Raw genomic sequence first — 19,917 nt, 5'->3', positions numbered from 1 at the left:
TCCCCCTTAAATGCTGGCTCTGTCTGAAAGTTATGTATCAGACGTGGTGAAGACAGTTCACTTTCTTAAACGAATGCAAATAATGCGCGCATGCCAACAACTGAAAGTGCAACGAAAATGACCATTGTTACGTATGTCATCGTACGCTGTGATTTTGGTGTTACTGTGAAGCCCCAGCTTACAAAGAATGACCATAAGCCATTTGCGAAGTGGAAGACAGTACCAAGTACACCAACGATGTAAAAGATCATCATTCCTGGATTAGACAAGATATCAGCCATCATTTGGAAGTTTACTTCTGCTCCCATCGCAGCTTGTATTCTCGTTTGCCAGACGTGCCAAGTTACAAATATTAATACGATAACGCCAGAAATCCGCTGCAAATAAAACATCCAGTTACGTAAATAACCATATCGACTTACGTTGTTTTTGGATTGAAATGCGATATAAACACCGTAAATCGCATGGAATAAGAGCGGTAAGAAAATGACGAAAATTTCAAGCAAATACCTGTAAGGAAGGCTCTCCATAAAATGAGCTGCGTCATTAAACGCCTCGGGCCCTCTTGTTGCAAAATAGTTAACAGTAAGATGCTGAGTAACATAAAGTCCGAGCGGAATTACTCCTAGAAGCGAATGCAATTTTCGGCTTACAAAGTCTCGACTTGCGGCCATGTTTTGTGTGTCCCCCTTTTAAGTTGTTAAGCTACCATCTGCCAGTGCATTTTTTTCTAATAAAGAAGTCTTTGCATGCACAGAAATCATCGCTTTCTGTCGATTATATTGTGACATACCCATTGTACTCCCATCATTTAGGACCGTCAAGAAAACGTGTACATTTAGATTTTTCAAAATTCCCTTGCAACACCTGCGTATATCTCAATTGAATACGCTTTCTATATAAATAAATTCTATCTATGGTGCTATGGAGGATTTGTCGATAAAACGTTATAATTATTTTGTAGAAAAGCTGGGAGGAATTTATGTTTAAGAAGCGCACAAACTCGATTGATTATAGTCATGAAATAGAAACAACTGCTTTTGGATATGAATTTTATAGAGAAGTTCTTATTCCTGAACTTCTTGGAAGTGAACAGCCGGCTGTTTTATATTGGACTGGAAAAGAAATGGCCAGGCAATTCCCGCTCTCCACTCGAGAAGAGATCGAGGATTTTTTTCAGCGTGCTGGATGGGGTAAATTATCAATTGCACAAGAAAAAAAGAATGAAGTAACGTTTGATCTTCAGTCAGCTCTTATCACTGAGCGAAGAAAAACTAGTCGAAATGCTTGTTATCAACTAGAAGCAGGTTTTCTAGCCGAACAATATCAAAATATGCTTCGTTGCATCGCTGAAGCCTATGAAACTGATAAAAAGAATGAAATTCAATTCACAGTAAAATGGGACCCAAAAGATCAGGTTGAATAGAAAGGAGACCACACGTGGTCTCCTTTTTGATTACATTTGTTTAACAGGGGTTCTTTCATCTAGTTGAAATTTATCGTGTAGCGACTCAATAGCATAAATCATTTTATCTTCTGGAACGATTGTTGACACTTTGATTTCTGATGTACTCACCATCTTCATTTCTACCCCGTGTTCAGCAAGTACTTCAAACATTTGTGCCGCAACACCAGGGTTAGAAATCATACCTGATCCTACTATGGATACCTTAGCAAGTTCTGATTCGTGATAAATATGTTCGTAGGGAAGTTTCACTTTAATGCGACGGAGCACATCAAGAGTTAATTCAAGAGAGGCTGTTTCAATTGAAAATGAGATACTCGTTGTATTTTTCTCTCCTGTACTTTGAATGATCACATCTACATTAATACCATTTGCCGCAAGAGATGAGAACAAGGAAGGAAGTGTTGTAATCTCATTCGGCAAACCTGAAATTGTTATTTTCGTTACATTACTTTCAAAAGCCAGACCTCTAACCACCAAATTTTGTTCCATTGATACGACCTCCTCAATTAGCGTTCCAGGTTCATTCGTAAAGCTCGAGCGGACCTCTAGCAAGATGTTATAGTTTTTTGCAAACTCAACCGCTCTAGGATGTAAGACACCAGCCCCAAGGTTAGCAAGTTCAAGCATTTCATCATAAGAAATCGTAGAAAGCTTTCTTGCACCTTTCACATATCGAGGATCTGTCGTATACACACCATCCACATCTGTATAAATCTCACAACGATCCGCTTTAAGAGCTGCTGCAATCGCCACAGCTGTTGTATCGGAACCACCTCGCCCTAGCGTTGCGATGTCAGACGTATCAGTTAGCCCCTGGAATCCTGCTACTATCACAATTTTCCCTTCAGCAAGGTGTTGATTCATACGTGATGCATCAATATCGAGGATTCTGGCATTGCCGTGAAGCGACTCTGTTTTAATTCCTGCTTGCCAGCCTGTTAATGAAATGGCATCGTACCCTTCTTCATTTAATGCCATCGAAAGAAGCGCTGTTGTTACTTGTTCTCCAGTCGTTAGAAGCATATCAAGCTCTCTTGCAGACGGTGTAGCTGTTATCCCTTTTGATAATCCTAAAAGCTCATCCGTTGTTTTGCCCATCGCTGAAACAACCGCAACAACCTCATCTCCATTATTTACAGCTTCCATAAGCCTTTTGGAAACATTTTTGATTTTCTCTACATCTCCAACAGACGTACCTCCGAATTTCAATACGCGTAGTCCCACTCTCTCCATCCTTTCTTTCATGCAGCTCGTTATCCCTCATAGTGCGTAAATATCGCACGTTACAAACACTCACTAACTAAGAGTCGAAATGGATATTAAAAAACTCGGCCACTCACCAAATTGAAATAGCGATAGCCTTCATTTTTGTTATACTTTAAACTTGTAAAGCGTTTATTAAAGTATAAAAAAACAACAATGAGAAAAACCTCACTGTTGTTTTCATAACAAATCCAAGAAAACGTCCCTTCGTGAGATAGTTCTCCATCCAATCCCCGGGTAGGTATTGGATGACAGCTCTGCACTTATTCAATACAGATCCAGCTTCAGACGGATAAGCGTCTTTCCACTTCGGCAAATCCCCCTTTCAGCTCCTATCACTGAGTCTTAACACTCTTCAGTAAGCTTACTATTGGTTTTTGCGCCTCTACCATCACTTCAACTTTCGAAGTGTGGAACTATTAAATTTCACTCATTATAACGAACTTACGTGAATGCCGCAACATGTTCTTACAAATTAATTTGATTGACTTTCAAATCGAGCGATTACTTCTTCTGCAACATTCATTGGTAGGCCTGCGTTGTGTAAGTCTTCAACGCTTGCTTCTTTCATTTTTTTGATCGATCCAAAATGATTTAGCAGCTTCTTTCTTCTCTTCTCTCCGATACCGGGAATATCATCAAGACTTGACTTAAGCATCGATTTTCCTCGAAGCTGTCGATGAAACGTAATCGCAAATCGGTGTACTTCATCTTGAATCCTTTGCAACAGGTAGAATTCCTGACTATTTCTTGGTAGATAAACAGCCTCAGGAGGATCACCAATAAGAAGATGAGACGTTTTATGTTTCTCATCTTTCGTCAGCGAGCAAACCGGTATGTCCAGACCAAGCTCATTCTCGAGCACATCCTGTGACGCCTGTATTTGAGCTATTCCGCCGTCAATAATAATTAAGTCAGGAAGCGGACCATTTTCCTTAAGCATTCTTGAATATCTTCTTCTCACAACCTCTTTCATAGAACCTACATCGTTTGGTCCTTCCACTGTTTTGATTTTGTACTTGCGATACTCATTTTTCTTTGGCTTTCCATCAAGAAAAACAACCATAGCGGATACAGGGTTCGTGCCCTGAATGTTCGAGTTATCAAAAGCTTCAATTCTGAGCGGAGCTTCTATATTAAGCTTTTCTCCCAAGTTTTCAACAGCATCAATCGTTCTTTTCTCGTCGCGTTCAATTAATGAAAATTTCTCATTAATGGCAATGGTCGCGTTCTTCATCGTAAGCTCCACAAGCTCTTTTTTCTTGCCTCGTTTTGGCTGGTGAACTGGAATTTGTAGAAGTTCTTCTACCATCTGAGCATTAACCTGCTGAGGAAGCAATACTTCTTTTGGCTTAGGATGATTTTGTTGAAGATAGAACTGACCGATATAAGTTAAGAAATCTTCTTCAGCATCATTATAAAAAGGAAAAAGAGAAACCTCTCTCTCAATTAACTTCCCTTGTCGTACAAAGAAAACTTGAACACACATCCATCCTTTGTCGAAACTATAACCGAAAATATCCCGATCAATACCATCGTTAGATTGGATCTTTTGCACTTCCATAACTTTATCAATATGAAACATTAAATCGCGAAACTCTTTTGCTCGCTCGAAATCCATGTTCTCAGATGCTGTGGTCATCTTTCTTTCTATGTCTTCTTTAACTTCCTGGTGACCTCCGTTTAGAAAACGCGTAATCCCGTCAATCATCTCTTTATTTTGCTCTTTAGACACGTCGTTGACACATGGAGCAAGACACTGGCCTATATGATAATAAAGACAGACGCGATCAGGCATTTTACGACATTTACGTAAAGGATATAGTCGGTCCAAAAGCTTCTTTGTTGCACTAGCTGCATAAGCATTCGGATATGGACCAAAATACTTACCTTTATCTTTTTTTATTTTACGTGTCGTAATTAAGCGGGGCTGTTCTTCTGCCGTTATTTTTATATAAGGATAGCTTTTATCATCTTTAAGCATCACATTATATTTCGGGTCATGTTTTTTGATTAAATTAAGTTCAAGAATAAGAGCTTCAAGATTTGTGGAGGTTACGATATACTCAAAATCACGTATTTCACTTACAAGCCGCTGCGTTTTTCCATCGTGTGATCCACTAAAATAAGATCTGACTCTATTTTTTAGCACCTTTGCCTTCCCAACATAAATAATCGTTCCCTTGCGATCTTTCATTAAATAACACCCGGGCTGGTCAGGAAGGATCGCTAGCTTATTTTTAAGATGTTGTTCCATGCTGCCTCACCTCACTACTCCTTTTCAAGGCGTATCTATGTTCCCCTCTCATTGTAACACATTACCTCAATTTTCTATTATCTTAAGAACTCATATAAAACAATGTCATGATAGACAGGATCATACAATGTGGAGGAATGGAATTCTTTGACCTTTTTGATTTGACCATCCATCGATATATTCTGTTTCTTAAATCCATCGAGAACCTGTCCTGTTAAAAATACGCGATGCTCATCAAAATATTGAAGATCAGATAGAAAGTTGGAATACGTATAAATTTGTTCGTGTTCAAATGACACCTTGTTATAGGACATTACCCTAGTTTCTTCCCAAGTATACACAATGACCGGCTCGTTAATTTGCTCTACATAATCCATCAATTGATAAACAGCTGCTGGATCGTTTGCTTCTTTCATAGTTGAATAGGAAACAATTGTTTGTATGCTAATCATTACGGTTAAACCAAGCATTATTTTCGTTGAGTTATTCCCCTGTCTTCTTAATCCTATCCAAAGAAATCCAAGTATTATTATCCCAGGTAGAGGCAGGATATGTCTTGGCTTATCAATGTTTTGCGCCAAAAGCGCCCATAGAAAATAGCTAAATGCCATAGCGACAAATGCCCAGCCAAACCATGAAATTTCTCGTAAAGTTCTCCCCCTATTTTTCACCCCTTGGAAGATTATGAACGTAAACAAGGTTAGATATAGTAGTAAAATCGTTAGCGCTTGACCGCTAAGACCTGTCCAAACTATATTATTCAATATCAGATGTGATATTCGTTCCAAAAGTGGGGCTGAGGCTGAAACCGCCGTTCCACCCCACTCTTCAAAGTGACCTTCAGAAAACCCAAAGGCTAGCTGTAAAAATGCAGCTACGCCACCTTCAGAAGCAGCAAGACCCCCTACCCAAATTAATTGAAAGATAACGGCTATACCGACCTGGGTGAGTAAAAATGAACTGTAAGATTTAATGGACTTATGCTGCTTTTTTCTCTGTATTAATAGTAGTAGAAGGCCGACACCAAAAGGTAAATAAGATAAACGAACTCCTAAAAGTAAACTAAACAAAAAAGAAGCGACAACGATGCTCATGAATGAATGTTCGCGATGAAATGCTTTTTGCAAGCTCCATAAGTACCACCATAGAATAGCCACCGCTGCCGCCTCGCTCATCGGTTGAATGGTTAACACATTGACAAATACTATTGATTGAATAAGAGCTACTGATGCCATGCTAAGTGTTTTTGAAAGAAAAGAGCGACTAACCGCATATGCTGGATACATAGAAAGTAACATTAATAGTCCATTCCATAACGTTAAAGCCTCAACGGGATTTCCTATCCATTCATTTAACAACATCCCACCTAGAATAAAATAGGGATATCCGGGAAAGTGAGGTTGCATGGCGAATAAATCAAATCGATTTAGGGCGAGTGAGAAATCGACTTGATCCCAAGAACGTGGTAACTCAGTTGCATAGGCGAATCTCCACCAAGCAATCAACAGAATACTGCTCATTGAAATCAGCCAGATGAGTATTTTAATGCTTCTAGCTCGTATAAGGTATCTACCTGATCGATCCAATCCTAATCATCCTTTATAATTCTTGATATGGGTCATACGTTGATCTATCCTTTTTAAATATTCCCGATGAAAAAAAGTACAAGACGAAGAATTTCGCCTTGCACTTTGGAAGTTTATTTAACTGTCGATTGTTTCATTTCGTTTGTCGCTTTAAAAATCGCTTTACTCGATTCTTTCACTTCTGATTTTACAGGTTCATTCTTTGAGTTCACAAGAAGATAAATCACTGCAAAATAACCAACGTACGCGATGATTTCTTCAATAGAAGGCATTGAAGAGTATCCGAACAACGCTTTAAAGAAAATTCCAATGTCTCCTGAGAGAAGAGGTGCCACACCATGATCACGAACATAATGCGCGTAGTCAATTGGATGTTCTGGCAAGAACCATGTAAGGTCGTATACGTGAGGCATTACGCTACCAATTAGTTTAATATCCTGCATCATCGAAATGCCCTGTACAAATAACCCACCGGCAATAAGTACAATAAAGATTCCAGTAATCTTAAAGAACGATTTAAGCGGAATGCGCATCGTGCCCTTAAAGAAAAAGTACGATACAGCGGAAGCAATCAAGATTCCAGTAATCGCTCCCCATCCTTCAAATCCTTTACCAATATCGCCACCAGTAATTGCAGCAAAGAAAAATACCGTTTCTACACCTTCACGAAGGACAACGAGGAAAGAATGGATGACCATGCCTATCACGTTCCCCGTTGTAATGTATTCCGTCATTTTCCCTTCTGTCTTTCCTTTAAGATTGCGACTATGTGAAGCCATCCAAAAAACCATTTGAGTTAATAATACGGCGGAGATCAGCATAATGGAAATTTTCAGGTAAATCTCGCTTCCCATCGCTGCGAACCCGGTGAAAACAACCTGGAACAACATGGCTACGCCTACACTTGCAACAACAGCAAGCCCAGCACCTAACCAGACATATTTATTATACTGGCACTGTCCCATTCGTTTCATATAGGTGGTTATGATTCCAATTATGAGAAGCGCTTCAAGTACTTCCCTGAACATGATCAGTAATGCCTGAATTTCCATTAAACTTTCCCCTTTCCGCAAATAAAGATTTTAGGAGCGTCGGCGTTTTCTTGTTGTGTAAATCACTACTCCTGCAATCACAACGATGAGAATAACGATTGGCAGCCAATTCGATAGCTGACTGAGATCAGTCCAATCCGTTTTTTCACTACCACTGCTTTCATCCTCTGTTGCACTTTCTCCAAAGTGACCAATTTCAACTGATTTCATATCAAATTGATTTTTTAGTCCATCAAGTATAACTTTCTTACTTTCAGCGTATTTCTCTTCATCTGAATCTTTCTCCCCCACTCCGAAAAGGCCAGGGTTACCAAGCGAATTAAGCAATACCTCAAATTCATTCTTTATCTTTTCATCAAGTTCTGGATTCGTTTGTTTCACCACGGGAGAGAGCGTTTTATATGTGGCATCTGCCTTGCCAACTAGCTTTCTTGTTGTATCATATTCTTCAAAATCTGTTTCAGCGTTTTCAAGTCGACGTGAAATATTTAAGACCAGGACTTGCTGCATATTCGTTATCACAGCTTCCTTATCTTCGTTGTCTAGCTCATTTTGAACAGCTTGAACCGCATCGTCACCCATATGTAATTGAATTTCGTCTTTAACGGAAGCAAAAATTTTATTCGCTTCTGCAAAATTCGGAGGAGATTCATTAAGTTTTGCAGACATCTCACTGTATGCTTCAGCTACTTTCTCTTCGGTTGGGTCACCATAAGAGTATGCACTAGCAAGATCAGGAACTGCTAGTATACAAATTAGTGTCATTATTAATGCTGATGACAGAATACGTTTTATCATTTGAAATATCCTCCTCATTGATAATGATAATGATTATCACCATTGAAGTCAATAACAGATCTGCAATTAGTGTGACTTTTCTGCCACCATACTTGTAATGTGTCCAGGCAAGATTTTATGCGCACTATAGTCAATCGACACCTTGTGAACTGGTCGCATCATTTCTTTCAAAATAGCCGGTAAAACAGATGTTAAATACGCTTTAAACTTAATATATGATTCACCAGTAGATCGAACCTGGTACGTAATTGGAACTTCTTTAACTCTAAATCCTTTTCGAACAAGGTTCAATGTAATGACCTGTGCATAGTTGTAGTCATGAATGATTTCTCCATGCTCCATAGCTTGTCTAGAGAAAACTCTCATCCCAGACTGACCATCATAAATCCACCTTTGTAAAAGAAGGGACTGAATAAATGTAAAACAATAATTGCCTAAACGACGATGAAGTCGCATCCCATCAATCGTACCTTTAAAACGAGAACCCATCACGTAGTCTGCCTCCCCTTTGAATAGAGGTTCGAGAAGGTCAGCTAATTGCCAGGCGGGGTATTCATTATCCGCGTCAAGCATCACACCTATGTCAGCACCTAATTCTACTGAATAGGAAAGCCCCTTTCGAACTGCGGCACCAAGACCTTGATTGTTATCAAAAGAATAAATATAGTTAGCTCCAGCCTTTTTGGCTACTTCTACTGTCCGATCTGTTGAGCCATCATCGATTACGAGAACGCTCACCTGAACAGAAGGATGAATACTTCTAGGAATTTGCTTAATCACTTCTCCAATGGCATGCTCTTCATTATGCGCGGGTAAAAAAACAATCACATGCTGTTTCATTTGATAATGTCTTCCTTCCTATCCTGAAGCGCTTCTTCTAGTATCGCTCCTCTACTATGTGAAGGGATAGGGGCACCTAATAAATGAGCAACGGTTGGCGCTACTGAAGTAAGGCTATGCCTTTCTTCTACAATTTTCCCCTTTTCGATAAATGGCCCATTCATAAAGAATGGAACAAATCGTTCTCCTTCATCAAGATGACCATGTCCCCCAATGCCATCTGCTTGTCCATGATCGGCACAAACAATGAGTGTTGTATTTTCCATAAACCCATTCACTTCAAGAAAACCAACGTAATCTTCCACTAATTTATCAGCTTCTTCAATTTTTTGAATGTAATCATCATAAAAGACTCCTCTCGCATGACCAGTTTGGTCGGTCCCAATAAGCTGTACAGTGAAAAAGTCAGGGTTTTTATCTAACATAATCTGACGAGCGCCCTCCATAATTTTCGTATCAGCCACATCGTTATTCATAACTGCCGTTACAGTATCTACGTCATCTCCCATAGCGTCAACAAGGTGGGCAATACCGAGTAACCTTCCTGTTTTCCCAACTTTTCTTAACGAATCAAAGATCGTCTCTACTTTCACTCCAAGATTCCAAACCATATTGGACTTAATACCATGCTCAAGAGGATATGTACCTGTCATCATCGAGGAGAAGCAAACAACTGTACGCGCAGGGTATACCGTCTCCATTTGACTGTATTCTGTCCCATTTTTCTTTAATGAATCAAGAAAAGGCGTATTGGCTTCCTGGAATCGTTCTTTTCGCATTCCATCGATTACAATCATAATGACACGCTCATTAGTCGACGTAGGTGGCACAGCTTTCGTATAATCTGATTTAATTGCGGGCTTCCAGTCAAATAAGTAATGGTGAAGAATAAAACTAAATAACCAAATTCCTGCATAAAAGAAAACAAGAGTCGTCCATTCAAAAGTCATTTCATTCTTTACTGAAGAGTCAATAACCATCACCCATAATGGTAGAATTAATAAAAACTTCGGAAGTTGTTCTTGCGCGTTACCACTAGTAGAATCGCTATTCTTAAGCACTAACTTCCAAAAACGAGTGAAGTTAAGCCAGCTCGTTCCAATTCGAAGATGGTAATAGAATGTTCCCCAGAAAAAGACAGTAAAGAAAAAATAGAGACCTATACCTAGCATGGCTACTTGAAGTGAAAATGAATCAAAAATCAGCAGGTACCCAATTAGAGGCATCCATAAATAATTTCGTAAAAATAATGGGTAATCATAAACGTAGTAGAGTACTAAAAGAGGCAATACGACGCCTAGTCCAACAAAGAAAGCCCCCCAGAACTCTATAGAAGTCCATTGTGAAATGTAAAATAACAAAATTGTCCCTGTAACAAAGATTGGTGTAAATGGCTTACCTTCATTTAACAGATTCCAGCATCTTGCTGCTATCTTTTCAAAGCCTGACGCTTGTTTCATGATGTTTCTCCTTTCTTATTCATAAACGACTTCAACTCCTGTAATCGAAGAGGATAAAGATAGAACGCCACTAATCCAGCGCCAAAAGAATAAATATACTTAAATGCATGCGTGACAATCGCAATTGAAAGGGCTTCTTCCCATCCGAAACCTACCCGATTAAGTGAAAAGCTCATCACACTTTCGTAAGTCGCAAAGCCACCTGGAGCTAATTGAAAGACACCAGATCCGACTGATAATGATGTAACCCACATGGCATCTGAATATGTAAACAGATGTCCAATAAGACTCGCTACGCTAAATACGACGATTCCTTCAGCTACCCAGCTTATACAAGATAGCGTTAGAACAAGCACCATATGTGGTGAACTTACAAGAGTCTGCATGGTAGTTAGCTGCTTATTAAAAAAAGAAGCAGCGTGATGTTTTTTCAGATAGATAATCAACCCACTCACGGTAACACCAAAAATAACAAGCGCTGTTATGAAAAAAGTCAGGTTGATATCAATCCCAATAAGGTCCGCCCCAATAACTGAAAAAACCCCCAACCAGAAGAGATCAATTAACCTGAGAACGAGCACGGATTGAATAGCCATTCCCCATCGCCCTTTTTGTTTCTGCGCAAGCACTCCCATACGCACAGCCTCTCCGCCCTTGAAAGGAAGTAGATGGTTAAAAAAGAGACTATAAAAAACCCCTGCTAAATAAACCCTAACTGATATATTCTTATCAACAAGTAATCGCCAGCACCAACTACGCAATAAAAAAGAACATGTATATCCAGTTATCATAGCGATTAACCACCATGGTTCACTTAGCAATTCAGAGGTAAGAGCTAAAAGGCTCGACAGATTAAACTCTTGAAAAAGAAGAAATCCAAATGAAATGAATAGGCCAATTCCAAATGACCACTTTAATAAGCGTGATATTTTTTTGCCCATTCGATTGTCCTTCTTAATCCTTCCTCAAACTTCACCTTCGGAGTATATCCCAATTCTTCCCTAGCCTTACTAATACCGCTCCAAGTATGCCTTACATCCCCTGGACGAAATGTTCCATCAAGTATTTTCGCATCAGGAAAATAGACACCAAGCGAAGTAATAAGTTCATTAAGCTGAATCGGTGTACCCGAACCGAGATTATAAATCTCTGATATTCCTTTTTGTTCGAATGCTAATGTTATACCTGTAACAATGTCATCAATATACGTAAAGTCCCTAGACTGGTCACGATCATAAACAATGATTTCCTCCCCCTTTATTAACTTATTAATAAATAGAGGAATCGCCATATCGGGACGGCCCCATGGCCCATACACTGTAAAAAATCGTAAAACCGTTAACTTAAAGCCGTAAAGCGATTGATACGCATGGCAAAAAGATTCTGCTCCAGCTTTAGCAGCTGCATACGGAGACTTCACTTTGCCATTTGCCTCATCTTCTAACACCGGGCCATTCTCACGATTACCGTATACTGATGAAGAAGAACCAAATAAAACATGGGGGACTCCCGCATCACCCGCAGCTTTTAATACATTTACCACTACTTTGATATCTTGATCAATATAGTCATGTGGATGTGTTAATGAATATTGAACTCCTGGAAGTGCAGCAAGATGAATCACCTTATCGTAAGAATGCTCTTTGAAGTGAGCATCCGTTTTTTCATGATCTAATAAATCAAAAACGTGAACTTTAATTGACCCAGCTTTTTTCACTTCTTCTAGATGTTCTTCTTTTCGATTAATATCATAATAGGAAGAGAAATGGTCAATGATTGAGACATCGTGACCAGCTGTTAAAAGCGACTTTGCAAGGCTACTTCCTATAAAACCTGCCCCGCCAGTAATGAGTATTTTCATCTCAGGCACTCCTATATTTTTCAGTGTTTCAAATTAATCCGTCCTACAAGAGAAATGGCCGCATTTAGCGGCCATTTCAATCTAAAGCTATTCTACTACACTTTCTAGTTCGGTCAAAATGCGATCACTTAGCTTTTGCACTTCATCTGCATTCTCACTAGCAACTGCATCAAACCAGTTTTGTGCGTCTTCATAGACTGCATCCGTTTCCTCTTCACCGATTGCCTCCATTAATGGCATTTCAATCGCTTTTAAGAATACATTGGCTTCCATTGCAGCTTCTTTACCTTCAGAAAGCTTGTCTTCTTTAGCTAGCTCAGCTACTTTCTCGTGATATCCTTTGATTTTTCCTGTAAACGCTTTTGCGAACAAATCGTTTACTTCATCAGCTTTGATTGCCTCTGGATCGTTACTTATATCGAATAATTCGCTTAACTTCTCAGCCGCTTCTTCATCGCCGCCTGAGAGTGATCCTTTTATTGCTTGATAAAAACCGAGAGCTTCTGTTTGCATCACTTGTAACTCATCTGTTTCACCAGTCTTTACCGCTTCTTCAATCTTTTCTGCATAGGAATTAGAAGCTAAGTAGTAGCTCTTATAAATGGACTTATCCGTTACTTGCTTCGTCACAGCAAAATCTTCCATATTCCCTTCAGAAAGCGCCTGTTCCTGCGCTGATAGGCCATTGTTAATATTCTCAACAATACTTGAATCTCCATCAAGTTCATAGTAGGAGTCGCGTTTTTCGGCTGTAGGAACAAATACTTTTTCTGCTAGTAATTGTATTTCTTCAAAATGAAGCATAGCCTCATCTTCTTTGTTAGCATCCTTCGCATCAATCACTGCCTGTTGAAGGGATTTTTGCTTTTGATAAAAGTATGACTGTGTCCCTTTATCAATGATCTGACGAGCTACATTCTTATCAAGCTCTCCAGATTTTCCAGCTTGAATTCCAGTAGAGATAAATGTATCAAACTCATTATCAATTTCATTCACAGCGCTCTTTAGGTCACTAGTGTAGGTAGTTTCAACTAACTCCCAATCTACTTCTTGATCTTCCTTCATTTTGTTTAGTTCATCAGTAATCGTCTGATAAGCTTCTACTTGTTTCGTAGTAGCAGCGCTTTCAATTGACATCTCACTAGACTTATCATCAGAATTCGTTTGTTCTTGCTTAGAACTGTTATTTTCTGTGTTTGTAGCATTTTCAGAATCATTACCACAAGCAGCAAGAACCGTAGCTGCAAGCGTAATAGAAGTGAATAGCATAGCCGATTTCTTCATTATGTAAAACTCCTTTTCGTCAGGTCTTATATCCATGATGATTATATCGAGAACGATTATCAGTGTCAATACCGTTTCATCTGGAGATAACATAAAAAAAACACCCTGATCTTAAAACAGATCAGAGTGTTTGAAACTTAACTAATTATTGATGCTTAGAAAGCGTTTGTGCAAGTGCTTCTTTTGGTTGGAAGCCGACAACCTGGTCAACTACCTCACCATTTTTGAATACAAGTAGTGTTGGGATACTCATTACCCCAAATTTACTTGCTGTTTCCTGATTTTCGTCAACGTCAAGCTTTACAACTTTTACGTCGCTCATCTCAGAATCAAGCTCTTCTAGTACTGGAGCAATCATTTTACAAGGACCACACCATGGTGCCCAGAAGTCTGCAAGAACGAGACCTTCACTTGTTTCTTGTGCGAAACTTTGATCTGTTGCGTGTACGATAGCCATACTGTATCTTCCTCCTTAAACATTATCACTTGAGTTTACCAGGTTAAGGCCGGTTGCCTCAGTGTGCTCTGCCAATTTGATTTCATATCAATAGGCACAAAATGAGTATATCATTAATACTCTTTCTGATTCCATTCTTTTGACTTAATTTCATTGTTCCCTATCTCTTCATTAATAAAACGAGCCTGAAATAATGAAATAAGATCGTAATGATCTCTATACAAAAAGCGAGCTAGATAAGCTCGCTTTTTTTCTTAGCTTGTTTGCAATACTTTCTTAAACTCCTGTGTAAGTAATGGTACAACCTCAAAGAGATCACCAACAATACCATAATCTGCAACATTAAAAATGCTTGCTTCAGGGTCTTTATTAATTGCTACAATCACTTTCGAGTTAGACATTCCTGCTAAGTGTTGAATAGCACCAGAAATACCGCAAGCAATATAGAGGTCAGGTGTAACTACTTTCCCTGTTTGCCCAATCTGAAGGGAGTAATCACAATAGTCAGCGTCACAAGCACCGCGGGACGCGCCTACAGCAGCACCGAGAAGATCCGCAAGTTCTTGAAGTGGTTCAAATCCTTCTTCACTTTTAACGCCTCGGCCGCCGGCTACAATCACTTTTGCTTCTGAAAGGTCAACACCTGATGTAGATTTACGGACCACTTCTTTCACGATCGTACGAAGGTCCTTTATTTCTACGGTTTCTTCAAAGACTTCACCAGAGCGTGATTCATCGATTTCAAGAGCAGAAATATTATTTGGACGAATCGTTGCAAGAACAACGCCTTCTTTTACTTTTTTCTTCTCAAAAGCTTTACCAGAGTAAATTGGACGTGTAAATACGACATCTTCACCATCAAGTTCAATACCCGTAGCATCGGAGACAAGTCCAGCGTCAAGCTTACTTGCAAGACGTGGTGCTAGATCTTTGCCCATTGACGTATGGGGCATTAAAATAGCATCCGGATCGACGCTCTGAACGATTTGCAAAAATGCCTGACCATATCCATCACTTGTATAGTTTTTAAGCTTTTCATCTTCTACTTTAATCACACGGTCTGCTCCGTAGTGAAATAGTTGGTCTGTTAAAGAACTAATACTTTCACCAGCAATTGCTGCAATCACTTCACCACCGGCTGCGATTTCTTTCCCAGCACCAATTGCTTCAAATGATACATTTCGTAATTCATTGTCACGAGCTTCTGCGAATACGAGTACTTTTTTGGCCATGATGATTCCCTCCTATATAACTTTCGCTTCCTGGCGAAGTAATTTCACTAATTCTTCTACTTGATCTCCAATTTCACCTTCAAGTACTTTGCCAGCTTCTTTCTTTGGTGGCAAATAAACTTCAATTGTTTCCGTTTTAGCTTCGATCTCGTCTTCATCTATATCAAGATCGTCGTAGTCGATTTCTTCAAGTGGCTTTTTCTTAGCCTTCATAATCCCTGGAAGTGATGGATAACGAGGTTCGTTAAGTCCCTGCTGTGCTGTTACAAGTAACGGCAGCTGTGCTTCAACAACTTCCATATCACCTTCAACATCACGTTCCATTGTCGCTGTTGTTCCATCAATATCAAGCTTCGTAATCGTTGTTACGTAAGCGATTCCAAGTTTTTCAGCAAGACGCGGTCCAATCTGACCAGTGCTGTTATCATTAGAAACATTCCCGCCAAGGATAATGTCATATTCCTTATCTTCAAAATAAGCAGCAAGAAGGGCAGTCGTCGTATACTGATCACTCTCATCAATGTCTTCATTGTTAATGAGAACTGCCTTGTCTGCGCCCATCGCTAGAGCTGTTCTTAACTCTTTTTCAACTTCTTCGTCACCAATGCTTACAACCGTTACTTCTCCGCCATGATCGTCGCGAAGTTGGATCGCTTCTTCAATGGCATACTCATCGTATGGATTAATAATAAATTCAACGCCTTCTTCACTAATTCTCCCATTTTCAATTACGATTTTTTCTTCAGTATCAAACGTTCTTTTCATAATGACATAAATGTTCATATCTTTATCCCTCCCTGAAATAGTTCACCTTATTTATCTTGAAAGTTTGGCTGACGCTTCTCGATGAAGGCTCGAATGCCTTCTTGGCCATCTTCTGAAGCAAATGCCTTTCCAAAATACTCTTTTTCTTTTTGAACGCCTTCATCAAACTTTTCTGATTTAGAATAAGTAAGAAGTTTAAGTGCATAACCAACTGCCACAGCGCTCTTCATAGCAATCTTCTCAGCAAGCTCTTTCGCTTTCGGAAGAAGCTCTTCTTCGGTATACATCTGATTCGCTAAACCAGTTGCAACAGCTTCACGTCCTGAAATTGGCTCGCTGGTTAGCAGCATCTCTGTTGCTTTTGCTTTTCCCACTAATGCTGGCAACCTTTGAGTACCTGCAAATCCAGGTACCAAACCTAGCTGTAGTTCGGGAAGACCTAGCTTTGCATCTTCAGTTACAAGACGAATATGACATGCCATTGCAAGTTCTAGTCCACCACCAAGCGCAGCACCATGAATAGCAGCGATGATCGGTTTTGGGAACGCTTCCATTTTGTCGAATAATTGTTGACCGAAGCTCCCCAAATCAGCAAATCCCTCTTCAGTGCTAACCGTTGTAAACTCTTTAATATCAGCTCCTGCTGAGAAAAACCTTCCTTCTCCAGAGAGCAATATAACCTTTGTTGCTGGATCGTTTTCAATTTGAGAGAATGCTTCTGACAATTCTCGCAATACGTCCGATGCCACTGCATTAGCTGGTGGACGGTTCAGCGTAATTTGTGCCACTTTGTTTTCAGTTGAAATGTTAATGAATTCCACTTCTCCACTCCTCTCAAAACTTTGTGACCCCAGTCAAAGCCGGGGTCTCTATTTATTTGCTTAAGCCATTGATCAAAAGATTATGAAGTGGCTTAGCAAGTGGTTCTAATTCAAATTTGTGGTCTTTCATAACCCAATTCGTTACGGTTTCATCGAGTGTCCCAAAGATCATTTGTCTTGCGAGACGAATATCTAGTTCCTCAATAAACAATCCTGATTTAATTCCCTCATGCAAAATGTGATCAACGAGCGTAAGGTATTTCTTAAGTACTTCGCCAATTTGTGCTCGAAGGGCTTTATTTGTTTGTCTTAGTTCCAATTGCGTGACGATAGCAAGCTCATAATCAGAACCTAGATGTTTAAAGTGCATATCAATAAGCGTGAACAATTTATCCATTGCATTATCTTTCTTTACAATTTGTTCCTCTGTCTTATCGATAAAACTTCCCATTTTTTTCTGAAACAACGAAATTAACAAATCCTCTTTATTCTTAAAATAAAGGTAGATCGTACCGTCTGCCACGCCTGCTTCACGCGCAATTTTGGATACTTGCGCTTGATGATAACCATTTTGAGCAATGACAACAACAGCCGCATCAATGATTTTGTCGTATTTCGGACCCCTTTTTTTCCCCTTTTCAACCATATGAAGCTCTCCCTTATTCTTTATCCGGCACTCATTCAAAATGAATGAGCATTCATTCATAATCTTATTGTAGCGATACGACTATGCTATTGTCAACATAAGATTTCTGAACGAGCGCTCGGTTGGAATTGAGAGTTATTTTGCAAATTCATCATATCATAATAAGCAGAAATGTGCGAATCTTTCCGGAGTTTTAATTGGAATTTTTTATTTAATACGTATTGATTTAACTGAAACCAAAAAACAAAACCAATCGCTACATCGATTGGTTTTGTTTAACTTTCTCTTCGTCGACTAGAACACGACGTAGAATTTTCCCAACGGTTGTTTTAGGAAGCTCCTCCCGAAATTCATATAATCGAGGTACCTTATAAGCAGCAAGGTAACGTCGACAATGTTGATTTAAATCATCTTCTGTTATTTCAACGTTACTTTTTAACACAACGAATGCTTTCACTGTTTCTCCTCTATAAGCATCAGGTACACCAATAATAACGGCTTCTTGAACTGCTGGGTGTTCATATAAAACTTCTTCAACTTCGCGTGGATAAATGTTATATCCGCCTGCAATAATCATATCCTTTTTCCGATCAACGACATAAAAGTAGCCCTTCTCATCTCTATAAGCCATGTCACCAGTATAAAGCCAGTCATCCTTCAATACGGCAGCGGTTTCATCTGGTAGATTCCAATACCCCTTCATCACCTGTGGACCTTTTACAATTAATTCGCCGATTTCCTTCACTTCAGCTTCTTCATTTGCAGCGTTCACAATTTTTGCATCTGTGTCTGGCCAAGGTAAACCGATACTACCAACAACAGTACCATCTGATAAAGGATTGGAATGGGTTACAGGAGATGACTCTGTTAAACCATAACCTTCCACTAAACGACCGCTAATCTTCTCTTGAAATTTTTGTTGGATTTCAATTGGAAGTGGAGCTGAACCGCTAATACAAGCCTTAATAGACGAGAGATCATAGCGATCGATATTCGGATCATTTAATAAAGAGATATAAATAGTTGGTGCACCTGGAAATAAGGTTGGCTTTTGTTTTTGAATCGTTTTTAATGTGTCTTTAGGTTCAAACTTTGGAAGTATGATCATTTTGGCAGCATACATAATCGATAAGTTCATCACACAAGTCATTCCGTAAACATGGAAAAACGGGAGAATTCCCATCACACTCTCTTCGCCATATTTAGCATCACGAATCCAGTTCTTACATTGCATCGTATTAACAACGAGGTTATAGTGTGTCAACATAACTCCTTTTGCGAGACCTGTAGTTCCCCCAGTGTATTGAAGAAGAGCCAAATCTTCTTTGGAATCCACATTAACATGTATATCATCGTTACTACCGTTTGCCACCCATTCCAAAAAGCTATGAATTTGGTCTGTTGAAGGCATTTCAACAAGTAATCCCTGCTTCTTTTGCTTTTGCACGAGTGGATACAGAACATTTTTAGGAAAAGGTAAATACTCCTGAATCTTCGTTACAACAATGTGCTTTAGTACTGTTTTATCTTTTACTTTTAATACTTTCGGTAAAACAAGATCAAGACAGATCATCATATCCGCCTTAGAATCTGTTAATTGATGTTCTAGTTCCCTCTCCATGTATAGTGGATTCGTCTGAACGACCACTCCCCCAGCCATCAATACAGCGTAATAACTAATCACAGCTTGAGGGCAATTAGGAAGCATGATCGATACTCTCCCGCCCTTGCTCAGACCGTGATCACGCAATGAATTCGCAAGTCGTCTTGAGCGATGAAATAACTCCTGAAAGGTAAGTTCTTTTCCCAGGAAGTGAACTGCCTTTTTGTTAGGATGTTTTGTAGCTGCATCAACAAGATACGCATGGAGGGGTTTTTCCTCATACTCTATTGAAGTCGGTACTCCTTCTTGGTAATAATCAAACCATTCTTTTGCGCCATTGTTTGTCAATTTTCATCAACCTCCCTTTCACGACTCCTTCCAAACCAAAACTCTCTCTATATGATAATTATAATGAAAACGCTTCAAATATCCTATCTTTTTTTTAATTTTTTGAATACATTGGCATTTTAAGTCGTAAAAGATAGACGAGCATACGACATTATCCATAATTAGGTTAAGTTGTG

Annotated in this window: 18 protein-coding genes and 1 riboswitch; of the genes, 1 reads left to right on the top strand and 17 read right to left on the bottom strand. The window is 39.3% G+C overall.

Annotated elements, in window-relative coordinates; genetic code table 11:
- Positions 1-65: 65 nt before the first annotated feature.
- Entirely contained in the window at positions 66-674 is a 609-nt protein-coding gene (locus tag IQ283_RS06880; RefSeq protein WP_194219360.1) for a succinate dehydrogenase cytochrome b558 subunit, read from the bottom strand.
- Positions 675-982: 308 nt separating this feature from the next.
- Here IQ283_RS06880 and IQ283_RS06875 point away from each other — a divergent pair, with 308 nt between their 5' ends.
- Positions 983-1,426, top strand: coding sequence for a YslB family protein (locus IQ283_RS06875; protein WP_194219359.1), 444 nt, complete (start codon positions 983-985; stop codon positions 1,424-1,426).
- A gap of 30 nt (positions 1,427-1,456) precedes the next feature.
- Here IQ283_RS06875 and IQ283_RS06870 read toward each other — a convergent pair whose 3' ends face one another.
- From IQ283_RS06870 to IQ283_RS06790, 16 genes are all read right to left on the bottom strand, one after another.
- Positions 1,457-2,692 (bottom strand): aspartate kinase, encoded by a 1,236-nt coding sequence (locus tag IQ283_RS06870; RefSeq protein ID WP_194219358.1) that lies wholly within the window; start codon positions 2,690-2,692, stop codon positions 1,457-1,459.
- A gap of 246 nt (positions 2,693-2,938) precedes the next feature.
- A riboswitch (Lysine riboswitch) is annotated at positions 2,939-3,127 on the bottom strand.
- Positions 3,128-3,206: 79 nt separating this feature from the next.
- On the bottom strand, positions 3,207-4,988 hold the full coding sequence (uvrC, locus tag IQ283_RS06860) for an excinuclease ABC subunit UvrC (protein ID WP_194219356.1): 1,782 nt from the start codon (positions 4,986-4,988) through the stop codon (positions 3,207-3,209).
- Between the two features lie 77 nt (positions 4,989-5,065).
- Positions 5,066-6,574 (bottom strand): glycosyltransferase family 39 protein, encoded by a 1,509-nt coding sequence (locus IQ283_RS06855; protein WP_194219355.1) that lies wholly within the window; start codon positions 6,572-6,574, stop codon positions 5,066-5,068.
- 113 nt (positions 6,575-6,687) lie between these two features.
- On the bottom strand, positions 6,688-7,626 hold the full coding sequence (locus tag IQ283_RS06850; protein WP_194219354.1) for an FTR1 family iron permease: 939 nt from the start codon (positions 7,624-7,626) through the stop codon (positions 6,688-6,690).
- Positions 7,627-7,656: 30 nt separating this feature from the next.
- Positions 7,657-8,424, bottom strand: coding sequence for a hypothetical protein (locus tag IQ283_RS06845; RefSeq protein ID WP_194219353.1), 768 nt, complete (start codon positions 8,422-8,424; stop codon positions 7,657-7,659).
- Between the two features lie 66 nt (positions 8,425-8,490).
- Positions 8,491-9,264: a glycosyltransferase family 2 protein gene (locus IQ283_RS06840; RefSeq protein ID WP_194219352.1), complete on the bottom strand. Its 774-nt coding sequence runs from the start codon at positions 9,262-9,264 to the stop codon at positions 8,491-8,493.
- Positions 9,261-10,724 (bottom strand): alkaline phosphatase family protein, encoded by a 1,464-nt coding sequence (locus IQ283_RS06835; RefSeq protein ID WP_194219351.1) that lies wholly within the window; start codon positions 10,722-10,724, stop codon positions 9,261-9,263. The genes IQ283_RS06840 and IQ283_RS06835 overlap by 4 nt, the downstream gene beginning before the upstream one ends.
- Positions 10,721-11,665, bottom strand: coding sequence for a lysylphosphatidylglycerol synthase transmembrane domain-containing protein (locus tag IQ283_RS06830; RefSeq protein WP_194219350.1), 945 nt, complete (start codon positions 11,663-11,665; stop codon positions 10,721-10,723). Before IQ283_RS06830 ends, IQ283_RS06835 begins: the two co-directional genes overlap by 4 nt.
- Positions 11,638-12,585, bottom strand: a complete 948-nt coding sequence (locus IQ283_RS06825; RefSeq protein WP_194219349.1) for an NAD-dependent epimerase/dehydratase family protein — start codon at positions 12,583-12,585, stop codon at positions 11,638-11,640. Before IQ283_RS06825 ends, IQ283_RS06830 begins: the two co-directional genes overlap by 28 nt.
- Before the next feature lie 87 nt (positions 12,586-12,672).
- Entirely contained in the window at positions 12,673-13,869 is a 1,197-nt protein-coding gene (locus IQ283_RS06820; RefSeq protein WP_194219348.1) for a hypothetical protein, read from the bottom strand.
- Positions 13,870-14,014: 145 nt separating this feature from the next.
- On the bottom strand, positions 14,015-14,326 hold the full coding sequence (trxA, locus tag IQ283_RS06815; RefSeq protein ID WP_194219347.1) for a thioredoxin: 312 nt from the start codon (positions 14,324-14,326) through the stop codon (positions 14,015-14,017).
- A 254-nt stretch (positions 14,327-14,580) separates the two neighbouring features.
- Positions 14,581-15,558, bottom strand: coding sequence for an electron transfer flavoprotein subunit alpha/FixB family protein (locus IQ283_RS06810; RefSeq protein WP_194219346.1), 978 nt, complete (start codon positions 15,556-15,558; stop codon positions 14,581-14,583).
- A gap of 12 nt (positions 15,559-15,570) precedes the next feature.
- Positions 15,571-16,341: an electron transfer flavoprotein subunit beta/FixA family protein gene (locus IQ283_RS06805; RefSeq protein WP_194219345.1), complete on the bottom strand. Its 771-nt coding sequence runs from the start codon at positions 16,339-16,341 to the stop codon at positions 15,571-15,573.
- A 29-nt stretch (positions 16,342-16,370) separates the two neighbouring features.
- Positions 16,371-17,144 carry an enoyl-CoA hydratase gene (locus tag IQ283_RS06800; protein WP_194219344.1) on the bottom strand — a complete coding sequence of 258 codons (774 nt, stop codon included), beginning with the start codon at positions 17,142-17,144 and terminating at the stop codon, positions 16,371-16,373.
- Between the two features lie 52 nt (positions 17,145-17,196).
- Positions 17,197-17,790: a TetR/AcrR family transcriptional regulator gene (locus IQ283_RS06795; protein ID WP_226614598.1), complete on the bottom strand. Its 594-nt coding sequence runs from the start codon at positions 17,788-17,790 to the stop codon at positions 17,197-17,199.
- 256 nt (positions 17,791-18,046) lie between these two features.
- Complete coding sequence (locus IQ283_RS06790; protein ID WP_194219342.1) at positions 18,047-19,741, bottom strand: AMP-binding protein; 1,695 nt, start codon at positions 19,739-19,741, stop codon at positions 18,047-18,049.
- Positions 19,742-19,917: the final 176 nt, after the last annotated feature.

It is taken from the genome of Pseudalkalibacillus hwajinpoensis (assembly GCF_015234585.1).
Taxonomy (GTDB): domain Bacteria; phylum Bacillota; class Bacilli; order Bacillales; family Guptibacillaceae; genus Guptibacillus; species Guptibacillus hwajinpoensis_B.
This window is presented reverse-complemented; position numbering and strand designations above follow the sequence as displayed.